The sequence below is a fragment of the Desulforamulus hydrothermalis Lam5 = DSM 18033 genome (genome assembly GCF_000315365.1).
GTDB classification, from domain to species: Bacteria; Bacillota; Desulfotomaculia; order Desulfotomaculales; family Desulfotomaculaceae; genus Desulfotomaculum; species Desulfotomaculum hydrothermale.
Map to the genome: position 1 here is coordinate 98,862 of NZ_CAOS01000013.1, position 16,860 is coordinate 115,721.

At 49.8% G+C, this 16,860-nt stretch carries 15 protein-coding genes; 13 read left to right on the top strand and 2 right to left on the bottom strand.

Translation table 11 applies throughout. From position 1 onward, the window contains the following. Positions 1 to 51: 51 nt before the first annotated feature. On the top strand, positions 52 to 1,401 hold the full coding sequence (spoIVB, locus tag DESHY_RS10555; RefSeq protein WP_008412633.1) for a SpoIVB peptidase: 1,350 nt from the start codon (positions 52 to 54) through the stop codon (positions 1,399 to 1,401). A 167-nt stretch (positions 1,402 to 1,568) separates the two neighbouring features. Next, positions 1,569 to 2,339, top strand: a complete 771-nt coding sequence (gene spo0A / locus DESHY_RS10560) for a sporulation transcription factor Spo0A (protein WP_008412634.1) — start codon at positions 1,569 to 1,571, stop codon at positions 2,337 to 2,339. Between the two features lie 201 nt (positions 2,340 to 2,540). On the opposite strand, the gene DESHY_RS10565 is transcribed toward spo0A, so the two are convergent. Together DESHY_RS10565 and DESHY_RS10570 are read right to left on the bottom strand one after the other, a co-directional pair. Next, positions 2,541 to 4,772, bottom strand: coding sequence for a PAS domain S-box protein (locus tag DESHY_RS10565; protein WP_008412635.1), 2,232 nt, complete (start codon positions 4,770 to 4,772; stop codon positions 2,541 to 2,543). 184 nt (positions 4,773 to 4,956) lie between these two features. Further along, positions 4,957 to 6,885: a methyl-accepting chemotaxis protein gene (locus DESHY_RS10570; protein WP_008412636.1), complete on the bottom strand. Its 1,929-nt coding sequence runs from the start codon at positions 6,883 to 6,885 to the stop codon at positions 4,957 to 4,959. Positions 6,886 to 7,139: 254 nt separating this feature from the next. Here DESHY_RS10570 and steA point away from each other — a divergent pair, with 254 nt between their 5' ends. The 11 genes from steA to DESHY_RS10625 all read left to right on the top strand — a co-directional run bounded on the left by steA (position 7,140) and on the right by DESHY_RS10625 (position 16,832). Continuing rightward, positions 7,140 to 8,261 (top strand): putative cytokinetic ring protein SteA, encoded by a 1,122-nt coding sequence (gene steA, locus DESHY_RS10575; RefSeq protein WP_008412637.1) that lies wholly within the window; start codon positions 7,140 to 7,142, stop codon positions 8,259 to 8,261. A 13-nt stretch (positions 8,262 to 8,274) separates the two neighbouring features. Continuing rightward, the gene (locus DESHY_RS10580; protein ID WP_008412638.1) at positions 8,275 to 9,207 is read left to right on the top strand and encodes a copper transporter; all 933 of its coding nucleotides are present in this window, start codon (positions 8,275 to 8,277) and stop codon (positions 9,205 to 9,207) included. Next, positions 9,164 to 9,868 (top strand): glycosyltransferase family 2 protein, encoded by a 705-nt coding sequence (locus DESHY_RS10585; RefSeq protein ID WP_048818078.1) that lies wholly within the window; start codon positions 9,164 to 9,166, stop codon positions 9,866 to 9,868. Before DESHY_RS10580 ends, DESHY_RS10585 begins: the two co-directional genes overlap by 44 nt. A 259-nt stretch (positions 9,869 to 10,127) precedes the next feature. After that, positions 10,128 to 10,958: an MraY family glycosyltransferase gene (locus tag DESHY_RS10590; protein WP_008412640.1), complete on the top strand. Its 831-nt coding sequence runs from the start codon at positions 10,128 to 10,130 to the stop codon at positions 10,956 to 10,958. Positions 10,959 to 11,047: 89 nt separating this feature from the next. Then, positions 11,048 to 11,743 (top strand): nucleotide-binding protein, encoded by a 696-nt coding sequence (locus tag DESHY_RS10595; protein ID WP_008412642.1) that lies wholly within the window; start codon positions 11,048 to 11,050, stop codon positions 11,741 to 11,743. Positions 11,744 to 11,801: 58 nt separating this feature from the next. After that, positions 11,802 to 12,020, top strand: coding sequence for a 4Fe-4S binding protein (locus DESHY_RS10600; protein ID WP_008412644.1), 219 nt, complete (start codon positions 11,802 to 11,804; stop codon positions 12,018 to 12,020). Further along, a complete protein-coding gene (locus tag DESHY_RS10605; protein ID WP_008412645.1) occupies positions 12,017 to 13,084 on the top strand; it encodes a 3-methyl-2-oxobutanoate dehydrogenase subunit VorB in 1,068 nt (355 codons plus the stop codon). The genes DESHY_RS10600 and DESHY_RS10605 overlap by 4 nt, the downstream gene beginning before the upstream one ends. Then, the gene (locus tag DESHY_RS10610; RefSeq protein ID WP_008412647.1) at positions 13,084 to 13,833 is read left to right on the top strand and encodes a thiamine pyrophosphate-dependent enzyme; all 750 of its coding nucleotides are present in this window, start codon (positions 13,084 to 13,086) and stop codon (positions 13,831 to 13,833) included. The genes DESHY_RS10605 and DESHY_RS10610 overlap by 1 nt, the downstream gene beginning before the upstream one ends. Further along, entirely contained in the window at positions 13,834 to 14,382 is a 549-nt protein-coding gene (locus DESHY_RS10615; protein ID WP_008412649.1) for a 2-oxoacid:acceptor oxidoreductase family protein, read from the top strand. It abuts the gene before it with no gap. A 118-nt stretch (positions 14,383 to 14,500) separates the two neighbouring features. Next, the gene (locus DESHY_RS10620) at positions 14,501 to 15,634 is read left to right on the top strand and encodes a M20/M25/M40 family metallo-hydrolase (protein WP_008412651.1); all 1,134 of its coding nucleotides are present in this window, start codon (positions 14,501 to 14,503) and stop codon (positions 15,632 to 15,634) included. 94 nt (positions 15,635 to 15,728) lie between these two features. Continuing rightward, positions 15,729 to 16,832: a DUF3866 family protein gene (locus DESHY_RS10625; RefSeq protein WP_008412652.1), complete on the top strand. Its 1,104-nt coding sequence runs from the start codon at positions 15,729 to 15,731 to the stop codon at positions 16,830 to 16,832. Positions 16,833 to 16,860: the final 28 nt, after the last annotated feature.

Genomic DNA, 16,860 nt, shown 5'->3' on the forward strand with positions numbered 1-16,860 from the left:
TTAGGGGGTGATTTGGCAAAGGTTATTCAAAATAAAAAGGAGGGGCTGTCATTGGAGCAAAAAAATAAAACACCACTGCTTTGCCTGGTGGTTATATTTTTGGGCCTTTGTTTACAGCTACCGTTCCAAACTATTAATAACCTGCCGGTTCACCAGCGGGTTACAGTGGGCGAAAGATTAAACCTAAATCTTAGTTTGCCCAAATTTTTAGCGCCTCATTGCCGGTATACCGTTGACGGCATGCAACCGTCAAATTTTGGTTTAAATGATATAACACCGGTTGCCGCTACCCCTGGTCGGCTGGATGTGCAGATAAAACTGTTTGGGTTTATCCCGGTCAGACACCTGACTGTCAGTGTAGTGCCGGAAATCAGGGTTATTCCGGGCGGTCAAGCCATTGGCGTGATGGTCGAATCAGAAGGCGTGATGGTGGTGGGCAGGTCGGTAATTATTGACCGGCAGGGCCGCCGGCACAACCCGGCTGCAGCAGCCGGCATCGAATTGGGCGATGTGCTGCTGAAAGTCAACGGCATAAAAGTAGAAACCGAAAGCCAGGTCAGGGATTTAATAAATAACTTAGGGCAGGCCGGCAAGCCGCTGCAAATGGAATTAAAGCGCCGGCAGTCCCGGGTAACCTACCGTACCACGGTAAAACCCATATATTGCCAGGAAACAAAACGCTATCGTATCGGTTTATATGTCAGGGACGGTACGGCGGGCGTAGGCACCATGACATTTTATGAACCAAGAACCAAAAGCTATGGCGCCCTGGGACATATCATCAGTGACCTTGATACCTGCCAACCCATTGAACTGGGCCGGGGAAAGGTTATGGGAGCCCGCATTGAAGGAATCAGAATGGGAAAAAAAGGCCTGCCCGGCGAGAAAATGGGGGTTTTCAGGGGTGATGCCGATCTTTCCGGCAATATTATCAAAAACACCAACTGTGGTATTTTCGGCAAGCTCACCCAGGAACCTAAAAATATATACCGAAAAGATGCCCTTCCGGTAGCCATGGCCCATGAAATTAAAGAAGGCCCCGCTGAAATATATACAGTGGTGCAGGGAGAGCAGATAGAAAAATTTAACATAGAAATTCAGCAGGTGCATCCCCAGGGCAGGTCAGAGGGTAAGGGGATGATAATTAAAATTACAGACCCACAATTGCTGCGAAAAACCGGCGGCATAGTACAAGGTATGTCAGGTAGTCCCATTATTCAAGAGGGCAAGCTGGTTGGTGCCGTAACTCATGTTTTTGTCAACGACCCCGCCAGAGGTTATGGAGTATTGGCAGAATGGATGTTAGATGACTCAGGCATATTGCCCGAACAAGTGAGCAAAAGAAATGTGGAAAAAATGACGATATTAGCCTTAAAGCTTGGTTATAGTTTAAAAATTTAAATATACAGCCCAATATATGTCGAAATGAATTAATATAAGCATTTTGGTAAAAATTTACGTTTTCCGGAAGGAGATTATGCCCCGCCTGTCGAATGACTTAAAGCATAAAAATCAATTTCCATTTTATGGAAATTAGAAAGAGAAAATAGGAGGCGGGGTTTTAAATTATGATGAGAAAGGCTATTAAGGTTTTAATTGCTGATGATAACAGAGAATTCTGTGAATTATTGAAAGAATTTATCAATCAGCAGGATGATTTTATTTTGGCCGGCATTGCCAATAATGGATTGGAAGCCTTGGAAATAATTAACCAACAGGCACCCGATGTGATGGTTCTTGATATTATTATGCCACACCTGGATGGCATCGGTGTGCTGGAGAAAATATCATCCGGAGCGGTCGGTCATAAACCAAAGGTTATTATGCTTACCGCTTTCGGACAAGAAAGTGTTACCGCCCGGGCGGTTGAGCTGGGTGCAGATTACTATATTTTAAAACCCTTCGATTTTTCTGTTCTGGCCACCCGTATTCGCCAGCTGGCCGACGGGGTTGCTGTATCCCAATATATCTCTTCGCTTAAGCCTCGCAACCTGGATGTTGCCGTTACCAACATCATCCATGAAATGGGTGTTCCTGCTCACATCAAAGGTTACCACTATTTAAGGGAAGCTATCCTTTGTGTTATTAACGAAGTTAATTTATTGGGGGCTGTTACCAAAGAGCTGTACCCCATGATTGCCCAAAAATACCAGACTACACCCAGCCGGGTGGAACGGGCCATCAGGCATGCCATTGAGCTGGCCTGGGATCGCGGCAATGTTGAGATGATGACCAAATTCTTTGGCTATACCATAAATTTAGAACGGGGCAAGCCCACCAACAGTGAATTTATTGCTATGGTGGCGGATAAACTGCGCATTGAGAGTAAAGTGAGTTAGATTTTTACGCCATTGGGGTCGCCTCAACGGTCCCTCCTGGCTTGGTTCGGCCGGCGACCGCATCCTGTGAGCGCCACCCCAATGGCTCCTTTCGCACATCAAGTGCTGTGACCCTGTTTCGACTGTCGCCGGCAGGGGGAACATAAAATCACCTTTAATGTCTATTGTCTGTAATCCCTATGGTTAGGGATTTTTTTATTTTTATTCAGACGGTATGTTGAATTTAACGTAAAAAGCAGTGCCGGCAGGGGAAGTGTCAACCGCTACAGCAGCCCGGTGCCGTTCGGCAATACTGTAACAGGTTGCCAAGCCCAGGCCGGTGCCCTCAGGTTTGGTAGTGACAAAGGGTGTACCCAGTTTATCCAGCAGTGACGGGTCGATGCCTTTGCCCTGGTCCTTTACAAACAATACCACCCGGTCGTCTTCCACATAAGTTCCTACTGTTACTTGCTTACCGGTTTCTGTTGCTTCCAGACCGTTGCGGACAAGGTTAAGAATTAACTGGTGAATTTCCCGGCGATCCAACAGCAGCCAGGGGGTATCCGAAGGTTCCAATATCAGGTTAACGCCAAAATTCAAGGCATCCGCTTGCAGCAACGGGAACAGTTCTTCGATAATCAGGTTAAGTTTATAGGGCCTTAATTCAGCAGGCTTGTTTTTAGCCAGGGCAAGAAAATTAGTAATAATATCGTTAATGCGGTCTATTTCACTTTGCATAAAGTCAAAATAATGCTTGTGCCGGTGATACATCTCGTTGCTGCCCAGCAGCTGCAAAAAACCTTTTAAAGAGGTAAGGGGTTGTCTTACTTCGTGGGCCAGTGTTCCCGCCATTTGCCCAATAATGTTTAAGCGTTCCAAACGGGCCATTTCTTTTTGATATTGTTTAAATTCTGTAATGTCGTTGCAAATGCTCAAAACATGTGTTTGTCCGGAAAAGTTTAATAACTGGGCAGAAAACAAACCGGTAATAATTTTACCTGATTTGCTGCGGATTTCCAATTCAAAATTATAAAGCCGGCCGGTTTCCAACAGCCTATTAATCACCATTTGACGCCTGTCCGGGTTAACCCACAGGTTTAGGTCCTGAAAGGTGCGCCCCAATACCTCACCAAGCCGGTATTCTGTCAGTTCAAGAAATTTGCTGTTAACGCTTAATATTTTATTGGTATGTAAGTCGGTAATGGCCATGGGGAAGGGGCTGTTGTTAAAAATTTTATAAAATCGTTCCTCGGAGGAGGCCAAGGCCAATTCAGTATTTTTCTGGGCCGTAACATCCCGGAAAAATACCGACAAACCGGGGCCGGCCGGATAGCAATGAATCTCAATCCACTTGTTAACAGCGAATGTTTCAAAATGAACCGGCACCTGGTTGGCCAGTGCATAATGCAGCTTTTGGCTGATGGCCGTAAAACAGGGATGGCTGCCCAGGGCGCTTTTGCCAATCAGGTCACCGGTAGCCATTACTTTACTGAAGATTTGTTTGGCCGCCTGGTTGAGGTAAATAAACCTGAGCTGTTGGTCTAAAGCCACAAAACCGTCGCAGATGCTTTCCAACAGCCGGGTTAATTCTTCATTGGCCCTGACCAGCTCTTTGGCCAGCCTTGTTTCTTCCGTAATATCCAGGCACACGCCGACAATGCCCTGGGCCTGGCCGTTGTGGTCGCAGTAAAGGGCCTTTTGGAAGATAACATGACGCAGGCTGCCGTCGGCATGCTTGAATATGCTCTCATACTTCTGGATGCCGTGATTGTTTATCAGTTCAGAGTCTTTCTCACCGTACAAGCGGGCGGCATCTTTTGGGTATAAATCAAACACGGTTTTTCCGATGACGGCTGTCCGGGGCAGGCCGGTAAATTCTTCAAAGGCTTTGTTGCACCCCTTGTAAACGCCGGCTAAATCCTTATAAAAAATCGGGCAGGGGACGGTATCCAACACCTGCTGCATAAACACCAGCTGCTCCTGCAGCTTGGCCTGAATTTGCTTTAAGGCGGTAATATCCCTGATGACGCCGCAGGCCCAAGAACCCTTGTCTGTTGTGATGCTGAAGGGCATATCCTGGATGGTAAGGGTTTGGTTGCCGGCGGTTATTTCTTGTTCGATGACTTGTTTGTTAAGTGGTACCCGGCCGTTTAACATTTGTTCAAGCATACGTCCCTGACCGGGGCGGCCGCTGTTTGGCCCCTGCTTAATGCGTGAGCGCACAGCCAGGGCGGGCTGGCCGAGAACCTCCGGCTTGGGCAGGCCGGTTAACCGCTCCATTTCTTGGTTCCACTTGATTATCAAACCCTGCTGGTCAACCAGCACGATACCGTCGGTGGCTTGTTCAATAATGCTGTTTAAAATGTCATTTTCATTTTTCAGCCGGCTGTTTTCTTCCTCTAAGGCCCGCAGCCTGGCGGCAATTTCTTCCTGGGCATGTTCTTGATATTTCATGGTACCCACCGTCATTTCGTATAAATTATTTTTATAGAAAATTATATAATAGAATACAAACTTTTCCTACTGTTAGCTTTATGTACAACACAAAACAAACCGGACAGGTTTTCAGCAAAATAAAAAAGCTGCGCTGACACACAGCACAGCTAAATGTTAATTAGGCTTGTCCGGGCGGCCTGCCCTAGTTGATGCGAAACTTCTCAATTAGTTCTTTCAGTTCCTGAGCAAGTTTGTCCAGGGTTTCGGAGGTGGCTGACACTTCTTCCATGGTGGCGGTTTGTTCCTGGGTAACCGCAGCAATGTTTTCGATGCCGGCGGACATATCGCCGGTGGCTGACACAAGTTCTTCGATTTGCCTGGTCAGGCCCTGGACAGCAGTGATAATCTCTTTAAAGTTGCCGCCGATATCCTGCACCAGGGTGGATCCCTTAGTTACCTTTTGGACGTTTTCATCAATACTGGCCACAGCTTTTTCGGCGCCGTCTTGTACCGCTTCAATCAAGCTGCTGATACGCTTGGTGGCTGCGCTGGTTTGTTCGGCCAGCTTTCTCACTTCCTCCGCCACCACAGCAAAGCCGCGGCCTTGTTCCCCTGCCCGGGCCGCCTCAATGGCCGCGTTTAAGGCCAACAGGTTGGTTTGCTCGGCCACACCGTTAATCAACTCAACAATTTGGTTAATCTCCAGCGATTTTTTACTTAATTCCCGGATTGCTTCTGCCAGGGAGGCGGTTGCGCCGGCAATTTCCTCCATCTGGTGGGTAATGGCTTTGATCTCGCTGTTACCCTTCGCTGCCTGCCGGGCCGCATGTTCAGACACCTGAGAAATTTCCTGCACCGACAGGTTGAAATTTTCCACTGTAGCCGATATTTCTCCCATGGTGGAAGCTGTTTCGTTGGCACTGGCGGATGTTTGCTGGGCGCTGGTGGTTAACTGCTGAGCCGAGCTGGCTACCAGCTGCGATTTGGCATTTATATCACTGACTAATTGCTTCATATTTGCCACCATCGAACGAAAAGCCCGGGCCAGCTGACCGATTTCATCGTTGGTCTGCTTAGCGGCAGCCTGGTCATAAATGGTTAAATCGCCGGCAGCCACTTTTTCTGAATCCTTAACCAGTTGATTTAGAGGACCGGTAATTTTTCTTGTAATAAGAGCGTACAGGACAAGAGATACCAGGGTTATGGCAATTAAGAAGGTAATGATGTTGGTGGTAAAGTATTTGGCAATGACGCCGTTAACTTCATCTTCCGGCAACATGATCACCAGTTTCAGGCCGGTATCGCCCACCGGGGCAAAAAAAGCATGGAAGTTTTCTCCTTTTAGGCTCACCTGTGCCTCACCGGCCTGCGCTTGACTGAGAATGGTTTTGCCGAGGGCTTGCAGGCCGGCTTCCTTGTCGGCGGTAATTTTTTCTTTAAGGTTTTTGCCGGTATCCCGGTGGCCCAGGTAGTAGCCCTGGGATGTTACCACAAAGGCAAAACCCGCTTGTCCCACCTTGATTTTAGAAATATAATCCTGCAGTTCTTTAATATTGATATCACAGGTGGTTACCCCCACCACCCCGCTGTCTTTACGGATAGGGCTGGCGGCAGTAATCATGGCAATATTAGTCACGGTATCCAGGTAAGGTTCGCTCCAGGCAATTTTATGGCCTGCAGAAAGGCCCTTTTGGTACCAGTCGTATTGAAAATAATCGTATTGCTCGTTGCTGTATTCCCAGGTGGTAACCAGTTGGTTATTATCCTTGTAAATATAAGGGCCGAAATATTTAAGTCGGCCATCAAAGGCGTAAGGTTCAAACCAAAAGCCGGCCCCCAGGGCCATGGCTTGTTCGGTAATATATGGTTTTATCATGGCCAGCATATAATCTTGATCATAATCGGTCATGGCAGAAATATTGTTGGCCAGGGCCACGCTGACGCGGCCGGTATCCAACAGCTTTTGCGCCAGGTAAGCAGCTTCTTTCTCAACCTGCAGGGTCAGTTTGTCATTGACATTGGTGGAGTAAATTTGTTTGAATTGATAAAAACCCAGGCCCGTCTGGGCGGTAAAAATTAAAAGAATGATGCCTATCGCTACGGAAATAACCAGGGTTTTTAAACTCTTCACAGCATAGATACCTCCATCAACATTTTTTTACATATTGTAACACATTGCTGCCTGTAAAATATTAACTTTTTGTTGTTTTTTTTGTATTAAAATTTTAAATAATAAATTGCTAAGGCTGCTGTAAACCGGGACCATTAAATTTTCGCCATATTATTTTCCATATCAGGAAAATAATAGTATTTTATTCCTGTGGGTATACTTGACTTAACGTATATATAACATTAGAATGAAGTTGGTAAGGTGGTGATTTGTGATTGAATATTAAAGCAATCGCCCGTATTGATAAAAGAACAAAAGATTTAGCCAAAAGAATTAATGCCAATGAAATTGCCGTAATCTGCCATTACGAGCTGGACAAAGTGGCTGCCGATTCTTTGCTTGCGGCTAAAGTTAAAGCTGTCATAAATGCGGTTCCTTCTATGAGCGAAGATTACCCCAACCAGGGCCCCATTACCCTTTTAGAAGCAGGCATTCCCATTTTAGATAATGTTGGCAAAGAGATTATGGAAAAAATTCATGAGGGTGAAGAACTGGAAATTCGGGGTAATCTTGTGCTGCGGCAGGGTGAAGTTGTGGCTGCCGGTACCCGGTTAACTTTGCAGCAAGTTAAAGAGCATATGGAGCAATCCCGCAGCCGGATGGACCGGGTGTTATCTCGTTTTATCCACAACACCCTGGATTATGCCCGCAATGAAGTGGATTTTGTCTGTGGGGGGTTGCAAATACCCGAGATTACCACTTCTTTTAAAGGCCGGCACACTTTGATAGTGGTGCGGGGACATAATTATAAACAGGATTTGAATGCCATTAAATCTTATATTGACGAAGTACGGCCGGTTCTGATCGGGGTGGACGGGGGAGCGGACGCACTGTTGGAGTTCGGCTATACTCCGGATTTAATTATCGGTGATATGGACAGCACCACTGATAAAGCCCTGTGCAGCGGGGCGGAACTGGTGGTGCATGCTTACCCGGACGGCCGGGCGCCGGGTATGGAGAGGATTAAAGCCCTTGGGCTGCAGGCTAAAGTTTTCCCCGCCCCCGGCACCAGTGAAGATATTGCCATGATGCTGGCTTATGAAAAGGGTACCGAGCTGATTGTGGCAGTAGGTACCCACTCCAATATGCTGGACTTTTTAGAAAAGGGACGTAAAGGTATGGCCAGCACCTTTCTTGTGCGGCTGAAGGTGGGGGATATCCTGGTGGATGCCAAGGGTGTCAGCCAGCTTTATAGAAGCCGCATGAAGCTGAAATATGTGGGTCAGCTGTTGCTGGCCGGTTTGGTTCCTCTGGCGGTGGTTATGGCCATGGCACCACCCACCAGAGAATTATTAAGGTTACTGGTATTGAATGTGAGGTTAATTTTTGGCATTTAGGAGGATATTCTCTGTGATTATTGATTATCGCTACCATGTGGCCTCCCTGGTGGCTGTTTTTATCGCTCTGGGCATTGGCATCTTGGTTGGCAGTGCCGTGCTGGGCAACGAAGCCATTGTTAAAAGGCAGCAGCAGTTGGCAGACCGGTTGGAAATGCAGTTAGAAGAACTGCGGCAAAAAAACGAAGCGGTGCAGGCCAGAGCTAACAATCTGGAAATTGACAACAATATACAAAAACAGTTTGAGAAGCAGGTTTTACCGCCGCTGGTAGCCGGCAAGCTGGCCGGCAAACGGTTGGCCATTGTGGAAACCAACAGTTACGGTTTCCGGGATGATCTGGTCAACACTCTGACCATGGCCGGAGCCACTGTGCAATCTGTCACCACAATTCTGGACGGTTTTGATTTAGCCGGCCGGAAAGACAAGCTGGTTCGCGAATTAAACCTCAAGGCCACCGAGGACAACGCCATCGTCAAGCAGTTGGCTGCCGAAACAGCCAGGGGAATTCTAACCGGCGAAAAGCAGGCCTTGTTAAATACCCTGGCGCAGGCTGAACTGTTAAAGTTGTCCGGTGATTATGGTGTACCCATTGATGCGGTAATATTCATCGGCGGCAGTCAGGATCAAACCCTTGTCAAAACAGAAATACTGGACTATCCCATGATAGATTATTTTTTGCAGCAAAAACTGCCTGTTTTCGGGGTTGAAGAAACTGACGTTACTTATTCGTATATGAAGGCCTATCAAAAAAAGAGGATCAGTACGGTGGATAATGTGGAAACACCTCCCGGACAGCTGGCGCTGGTGATGGCTATGGCCGGAAAACCGGGGCATTATGGAGTTAAGCCCACCGCCAAGCAACTACTGCCGCCTTTTGATACCGTAGTGGGAGGTGTGGGTAATGGCCGACCGGGCCAGGGTGTCAGTGGTAATTCCCGCCCATAACGAAGCAGAACGTATTTATGCTACCGTTAAAGGTGTGCAAGCCATTCCCGAGGTTACAGAGATTATTGTGGTGGATGACGCCTCCACTGACGATACCGCTGCGCTGGCCAGGCAGGCGGGGGCGGCTGTGATTTCACTGCCGCACAACCTGGGTAAAGGAGGCGCTCTGAATACCGGGGTAGCTAAAGCCGCCGGTGAGATAGTGGCCCTGCTGGACGGCGATCTGGGCAGCAGCTCCGGGGAAGCCAGAGCCCTGATTTTGCCGGTTCTTAACGGCCTGGCGGATATGACGGTGGCCCGGTTTCCCAAAGCGCAAAAAAAAGGTGGGTTCGGACTGGTAAAAAACCTGGCCCGGGCCGGTATCCGCTACTTTGCCGGGCTGGACAGCCAGGCGCCTTTATCCGGCCAGCGGGTGATGACCAGGCAGGTGCTGGAAAGGGTTGTGCCTTTTGCATCCGGCTATGGTGTAGAAGTGGCCCTTACCATTAAGGTGGCCAGGGCGGGTTTCCGGGTGTTGGAGGTGCCCACCCAGATGCGTCACGCCGAAACCGGCAGAGATCTTAAAGGTTTTTGCCACAGGGGCAAACAATTTATTCATGTGGCCCGGGTGTTGGCCGGGTGCTTTTTAAAATACGGCTTTGTTTCCGGGCGGCAACGGTAAGCGGCCGGCGTTCGGCAAAATTTAATCGGGTGCCAGGCAAACGGCAGTTTACAACAGGCCTGGCACCTGATTAGTTTTCAGCCTGTTTTTTTAGGCAATAATATAAATTGCTTAATTTACTTGCACCGGCACAACCCGGTGCCTGCGCAGCTTGGCCAACGTTTGTTAATTAATACTTTATAATACTTTTGCCAGTGTTATGCAAAATAACGGTTTGGCATCGGCCATGCCGCAACAGACGCTTATTTGAGGTGTTTTTATGCTGCCAAAGAATGAATGGCTTATTTTACTGGCTCCCTTAATATCTTACGGGATGGCCCGGTTGATGCTGCCCAACCTGTTAAAACTAATTGCCGAGGCAGGGTTTGTCAGGCCCAATTTCCGGGGTGACTGCATCCCCCTGGGGGCGGGGCTGCTGTTTTTTTTGAGTGTTCTTTTGCCCGCCGGCTTGCTGATTTTTTCTTTCCCGGCTTACCGGACGGCAGGTTTTTTATACCTGTTTGTCTTCAGCACCATGACCCTGCTGGGGTTGGTGGATGATATTTTTGGTTCCCGGGCGGACAGCGGTTTGAAGGGGCATCTTAAAAAAATGCTGCGGGGCCAATTAACGACCGGGGGATTAAAATTGGCAGCCGGCGGTGTAATGTCCCTGGTGGCGGCGGCTGCCGTCAGCCAGGAATGGCAGTCAATCCTTACCAATACCCTGGTGCTTGCCCTGTCGATCAATGCCATTAACCTGCTGGACTTGCGGCCGGGCCGGGCCGGTAAAGGCTTTTTGTTGGGCGGTCTGCTGTTATGCCTGGGTGGCTGGCCATCTTTTCATTTGATATGGCTTGTTGTTGCGGCGGCAGCTTTACTGGCCTACTTGCCCACCGACCTGCGGGCCGGAGCCATGATGGGGGATACCGGCTCTAATGCCCTGGGGGCAACCATCGGCCTGACCGCTGTGCTGGTTTTGCCGGCTTCGGTGAAAACCGGCTACTTGATTTTTTTAATTTGCTTTCACCTGTTGACTGAAAAATACAGCTTGACCAAGATCATTGAAAAAAATAAAATGCTTAATTACCTGGATCGGTTGGGGCGAAGCTAAGAAATGGCCACAACCGTTTAATTTTTAAGCAGCTAACGGAAGGGATTTTATTGACACAAAACGAAATATTAAGACATTGGAGGTGTTCAATGCAAATCAACATTAAACCGGTCACAATTTTTACAGCCAATCTGGGCAGCGGTAAAACCGAAATTTCTATCAATTTTGCCGGTATGCTGCAAATGCGGGGTGCCAAAGTGTCCCTGGTTGATTTGGATATTATTAACCCCTATTTTCGAACCCGGCTGGCCAAAGATAATTTAGCCGCCCGGGGACTGCGTGTGATATGCCCGCCCGGCCACCTGGTCAATGCCGATGTGCCTGCCCTGACCCCGGCCATCCGGGGAGCCCTGCAGGCCCCGGAGGGTTATTGTGTATGCGATGTCGGAGGGGATGATGTAGGAGCCATTGCTCTGGGTGCTTACCGGCCCTTCCTGCCTGAGGGGAGGTTTGATCTTTACTTTGTTGTCAACACCTGCCGTCCCTTTACCAGGGATTTTGACGGTGTGGTCAAAATAATGCGCAGCATTGAAACAAACTCTCGCTTGCGGGTTACCGGGCTGGTCAGCAATACTAACCTGGGTCGTCAGACCGATGTTGAGGTAATGGTAGACGGTTACGGCAAGGTTTCCCGAATGGCTGAAAAGCTGGGTTTGCCGGTAGCCTTTTTGGCGGCTCCGGCCCCGCTGGCAGCAGAAACGGCAGCGCGGCTGCCGGGTGTTGCCGTGTTGCCCCTGGAATTTCACATGAAAACTCCTTGGGAAGAAGTCTGCGGCGAATGGTAAGGGTTTGCTTATATTTTGAGCAATAGATTAACTAACTGAAATCAAGGAGGGGAAAAACTTGGCCACTGTAACATTCCGGGAAGAGCGCTGCAAAGGATGCGAATTATGTATTGCAGTTTGCCCCGAAAATATTATCCGGCTGGCTGACCACTTTAATGCCATGGGTTTTCACCCGGCTACGGTGGTAGAAACGGATAAATGCAAGGGCTGTGCCATGTGCGCCCGCATGTGTCCGGATGTGGTTATTGAAGTTGTAAAGGAGGAGAAGCAGGCTTGAGCAAGGTATTGATGAAAGGCAACGAGGCTATCGGCGAAGGGGCTATCCGCGCCGGCTGCCGTCATTTTTTTGGTTACCCCATTACTCCCCAGAGCGAGCTGCCACACTACCTGGCCAAACGCATGCCGGAAGTGGGCGGTGTTTTTCTGCAGGCGGAAAGTGAAACTTCTTCAATTAACATGGTATATGGGGCGGCCGGTGCCGGTTGCCGGGTGCTGACCTCCTCCTCCAGTCCTGGTTTAAGTCTTATGCAGGAAGGCATATCTTACCTGGTGGGGGCTGAGCTGCCCTGTGTGATTGTTAACGTTATGCGCGGCGGGCCCGGCTTGGGTAATATTGCGCCGGCCCAGTCGGATTATTTCCAGGCGGTTAAGGGCGGCGGCCACGGTGATTATAAATTAATCGTGCTGGCGCCTGCTTCGGTTCAAGAAATAATTGATTTAATGCAGGTGGCCTTTGACCTGGCTGACCGGTACCGCACCCCTGTCATGCTGGTGGGGGACGGTATCCTGGGGCAAATGATGGAGCCGGTGGAACTGGCCGATGAGGTGACCTTACCTGCTATGCCGGCCAAGCCATGGGCTGCCGGCGGCCTGCGGGGCAGAGAAAAGCCCAATATTATTAACTCCCTCTATATCGTACCGGAACAGTGCGAAAAACTGAATCAAAGGCTGTTTGCCAAGTATGCGGAAATTGCTGCCAAAGAAACCCGCTGGGAAGAATATCAGCTGGCGGATGCAGAAATTGTCTTAACAGGTTTTGGCACGGCAGCCCGCATTGCCAAGTCGGTGGTTGATAAAGCACGGGCGGCCGGCATTAAAGCGGGTTTAATCAGGCCCATTACCCTGTGGCCTTTCCCGTCTGAGGTTTATGCCCGGGCGGCGGCTCATGCGGCAAGCTTTTTATGCATTGAGATGAGTATGGGGCAAATGGTTGAGGATGTTAAACTGGCGGTCAACGGCCAAAGACCGGTACATTTCTATGGCCGCAGCGGTGGCATGGTGCCCCTGGCCAAAGATGTTTTGGCAGAGCTGAAAAAAGTTATGGCAGGGGGTGCTGAGTAATGACCAAAGTAATATTTAAGCGACCGCAAGCCCTGACAGACAAGCAATTTCACTATTGTCCCGGCTGCACTCACGGTATTATTCACCGGCTGGTGGCTGAAGTAATTGATGAAATGAATATCCGGGATAATACTGTGGGCGTTTGTCCGGTTGGTTGTGCGGTATTTGCTTATGATTATTTTAACCTGGATATGTTTCAGGCCGCCCATGGCCGTGCGCCTGCGGTGGCCACCGGGATTAAGCGCTCGCTGCCCGATCGTATGGTGTTTACCTACCAGGGGGACGGTGACCTGGCTTCCATTGGTACGGCTGAAATTGTTCATGCGGCTGCCCGGGGTGAAAAAATAACCACCATTTTTGTAAATAATGCTGTTTACGGTATGACCGGCGGTCAAATGGCCCCTACCACACTGCCCGGTCAAAAGACCACCACCACACCCGGCGGACGCCAAAAGGAGACAGCCGGGCTGCCTGTTAAGGTTTCCGAAATGCTGGCTACCCTGGACGGGGCCGCTTATATTGCCAGGGTTTCGGTGCACGACCCCAAGCATATTATGCAGGCCAAGATGGCTATTCGCAAAGCCTTTGCAGTACAGCAAGCCGGCCTGGGCTTCGCCCTGGTGGAGGTTCTTTCCACCTGTCCCACCAACTGGGGATTAACCCCTAAAGAGGCGTTAAAGTGGCTGGCAGACAACATGATCCCGTACTACCCTCTCGGTGTGTACAAAGAACCGGCGGAGGTGAAGTAAATGTTGCAGGAAATTTTAATTGCAGGCTTTGGTGGCCAGGGGGTTCTTTCTACCGGCCAGTTGCTGGCTTACGCAGGGATGCTGGAAAACAAGCAGGTGGCCTGGATTCCTTCCTACGGCCCGGAAATGCGAGGCGGTACCGCCAACTGTGGGGTGACTATATCTGACGAGCCGATCAGCTCACCCCTGGTTACCGAGCCTACCACATTAATTGTGATGAACCGCCCGTCTTTGGAAAAGTTTGAGCCGGCGGTGGTACCCGGCGGTTTGATTTTAATCAATGCTTCATTGGTTGACCGGCAGGTAAAGCGAAATGATGTTCAAGTAATGGAAATACACGCCAACCAAATTGCTGAAGAGCTTGGCAACGTTAAAGTGGCCAACAATGTGATCCTTGGTGCTTTGATTGAATTAACCGGCATTGTATCCGTTGAGTCGGTGGTGGAATCACTGAAAAAGGTTTTGCCGGCCAGACGTCATAATATGATCCCGGTTAACCGGCAGGCCCTGGAAAAGGGCGCTCAGTTAGCCAGGGAAATGAAAAAATAAATTAAAAGCAACAGGCAGCCGGCAGCATAGCAAGCAATCTATGCTGCCGGCTTGACTTTCTTTTTCGCATATATTAAGTTGATGAACAGCGGGGAGAAAAAATTGGGAGGTGACCCCTTTGGTAAATAAAGAAAGAATAATCCAGGAATTTTTGCAGCTGGTACAGGTGGATAGCGAATCCGGGGCAGAAAGACAGTTAGCCGACCTGCTCAAGGAAAAGCTGACCGACCTGGGACTGGCGGTAGATGAAGATGAAGCGGGCAATTTTATTGAAGTGGGCCGGCGGACCGGCAACCTTATAGCCACCCTGCCGGCCAACGGCGGAGCCGGTCCGCTTTTATTGCTGTCAGCCCACATGGATACAGTCAAACCCGGCCGGGGAGTGCGGCCCCGGCGGGCAAACGGGATTATTGCTTCAGCGGGAGATACTGTTTTAGGTTCGGATGATAAAGCAGGCATTACGGCCATCTTAGAATGTTTGCGGGTTATTCAGGAAGAAAAAATTGCTCACGGCGGTATCCAGGTGGTCTTTACCATAGCGGAGGAGATCGGCCTGGTGGGTGCCAAAAATTTAGATTACAGCCGTATCAAAGCCCGGTTGGGCTTTGTGCTGGACAGCGGCGGGCCGCCGGGAGAAATTATCATCAAAGCTCCTACCCAGTACAGCTTTACCGCCACTGTCAAGGGGAAAGCAGCCCATGCCGGTATTGCTCCGGAACAGGGCATCAATGCCATTGTGGTGGCTGCCCATGCCATTGCCGGTATGCGGGTGGGCCGCATTGACCGGGATACTACTGCCAACATCGGTTTGCTGAACAGCGGTGTTGCCACCAATATTGTGCCGGAACAGGCTGTCGTTCAAGGGGAGGCCCGCAGTATCGATCCTGTTAAAGCAGAGGAACAAATTCAACACATGGTGGATGAATTTAACAAAGCGGCAGCAAAGTTTGGTGCTACCGCCGAGGTCGAAGTAGTAAAAGAATACGATGCCTTTAATTTAAGCCCGGACGCCCTGCCGGTGCGGATAGCCAGGCAGGCGGCAGAGAAGCTCGGTCTTAAGCCGTTGTTGGGACAAACCGGAGGCGGCAGTGACGCCAACATTTTTAACGGCCGGGGTATTGTTTGTGCGAATTTAGGCATTGGCATGTCTAAAGTGCATACAACAGAAGAATTTATCAGTGAAGAAAACCTGGTAACAAATGCCCAATTAATGGTTGAAATCGTTAAAACAGCCCAGCAGACAAAGGAGTAAACCGCCAAGCCGAAGAACAAGGTTTAGATAAAACCTGTTATGTAAATAATGGCTGTTAGCAATATTTCCTGCATGAAATCAAGGAGGTTTTGTTTTGATTCGCACTCGTTTGGGGGTTGTCAAAGAGATTACCGGCACCAGAAAAGGTCTTACGGAATGCCTGGTGGAAGCGGCCGGTGAAATTCAGCGGGCGGTAAATTATGATGAACTTACCGGGCAGTTGCAAGCGGGTGATCAGGTATTGTTAAACACCACCGCTGTTTATAAAAAACTGGGTACCGGCGGCTTTCACTTTGTAATGGCAAATTTGTCCAGGCCGGAAAAAGAGGTGCAGCCGGCGGGGCATATTATGAAGATGCGCTACAGCCCTTGCCAGGTCAAGGTGCTGTCAGTGGAAGACCCGGACAGCCCTCATGCCGCCGTCATGCAACAAACTGACTCGCTGGACGGCACGCCGGTAATTATAGGTACCTTGCACAGCATGCTGGCGCCGGCGGCGGCAGCCCTTAAAAAGCTGGGGGGCGGCAGGTTGCAAGTGGCGTACTTGATGACTGACGGAGCGGCCCTTCCTTTACCGCTGTCCAAGCTGGTTGATGAACTAAAGGCAAAAGGGCTGATACAGCAAACCGTTACCTGCGGCCATGCCTTTGGCGGCGATCTGGAAGCCATCAATATTTATACCGGTTTGTTTGCTTGCAAAGCGGTGGCCGGGGCGGATGTAATCATTGCTGCCATGGGTCCGGGCATTGTGGGCAGCGGTTCCCGTTACGGCTTTACCGGGGTTGAACAGGGGGAGATTATCAATGCTGTGAACATCCTGGGTGGCCGTCCCATTGCCATTCCCCGTCTTAGCTTTGCGGATGCCCGGCCCAGGCACCGGGGCATCAGTCACCACACCCGCACCGCCCTCGGCCGCATAGCCTTAACGAAAGCAACCGTAACTTTGCCCAAATTAGCACCGGACAAAATGGAGACAGTGCTGCAGCAATTAGAAGCAAGCGGCATCAGTCAAAAGCACCAAATTGCCGTGCTGGATGCACAACCGGCTCTGGCAGCCCTGCAGGAATACAACCTGCAAGTTACCACCATGGGCAGGGGAGTCACAGAGGACCCCGAGTTTTTCCTGGCCGCCGGGGCAGCCGGCATATATGCCGCGGACATATTATCAGGCAGCAAATCGGCCGATTCAACAATTTAACCACTAACCGGCCCTGAAAACCGCTGTC

Coding starts and splice junctions, on each gene's coding strand:
- spo0A (WP_008412634.1), top strand. CDS start 1,569: ATGATGAGAAAGGCTATTAAGGTTTTAATTGCTGATGATAACAGAGAA.
- DESHY_RS10565 (WP_008412635.1), bottom strand. CDS start 4,772: ATGAAATATCAAGAACATGCCCAGGAAGAAATTGCCGCCAGGCTGCGG.
- DESHY_RS10585 (WP_048818078.1), top strand. CDS start 9,164: ATGGCCGACCGGGCCAGGGTGTCAGTGGTAATTCCCGCCCATAACGAA.
- DESHY_RS10590 (WP_008412640.1), top strand. CDS start 10,128: ATGCTGCCAAAGAATGAATGGCTTATTTTACTGGCTCCCTTAATATCT.
- DESHY_RS10595 (WP_008412642.1), top strand. CDS start 11,048: ATGCAAATCAACATTAAACCGGTCACAATTTTTACAGCCAATCTGGGC.
- DESHY_RS10610 (WP_008412647.1), top strand. CDS start 13,084: ATGACCAAAGTAATATTTAAGCGACCGCAAGCCCTGACAGACAAGCAA.
- DESHY_RS10615 (WP_008412649.1), top strand. CDS start 13,834: ATGTTGCAGGAAATTTTAATTGCAGGCTTTGGTGGCCAGGGGGTTCTT.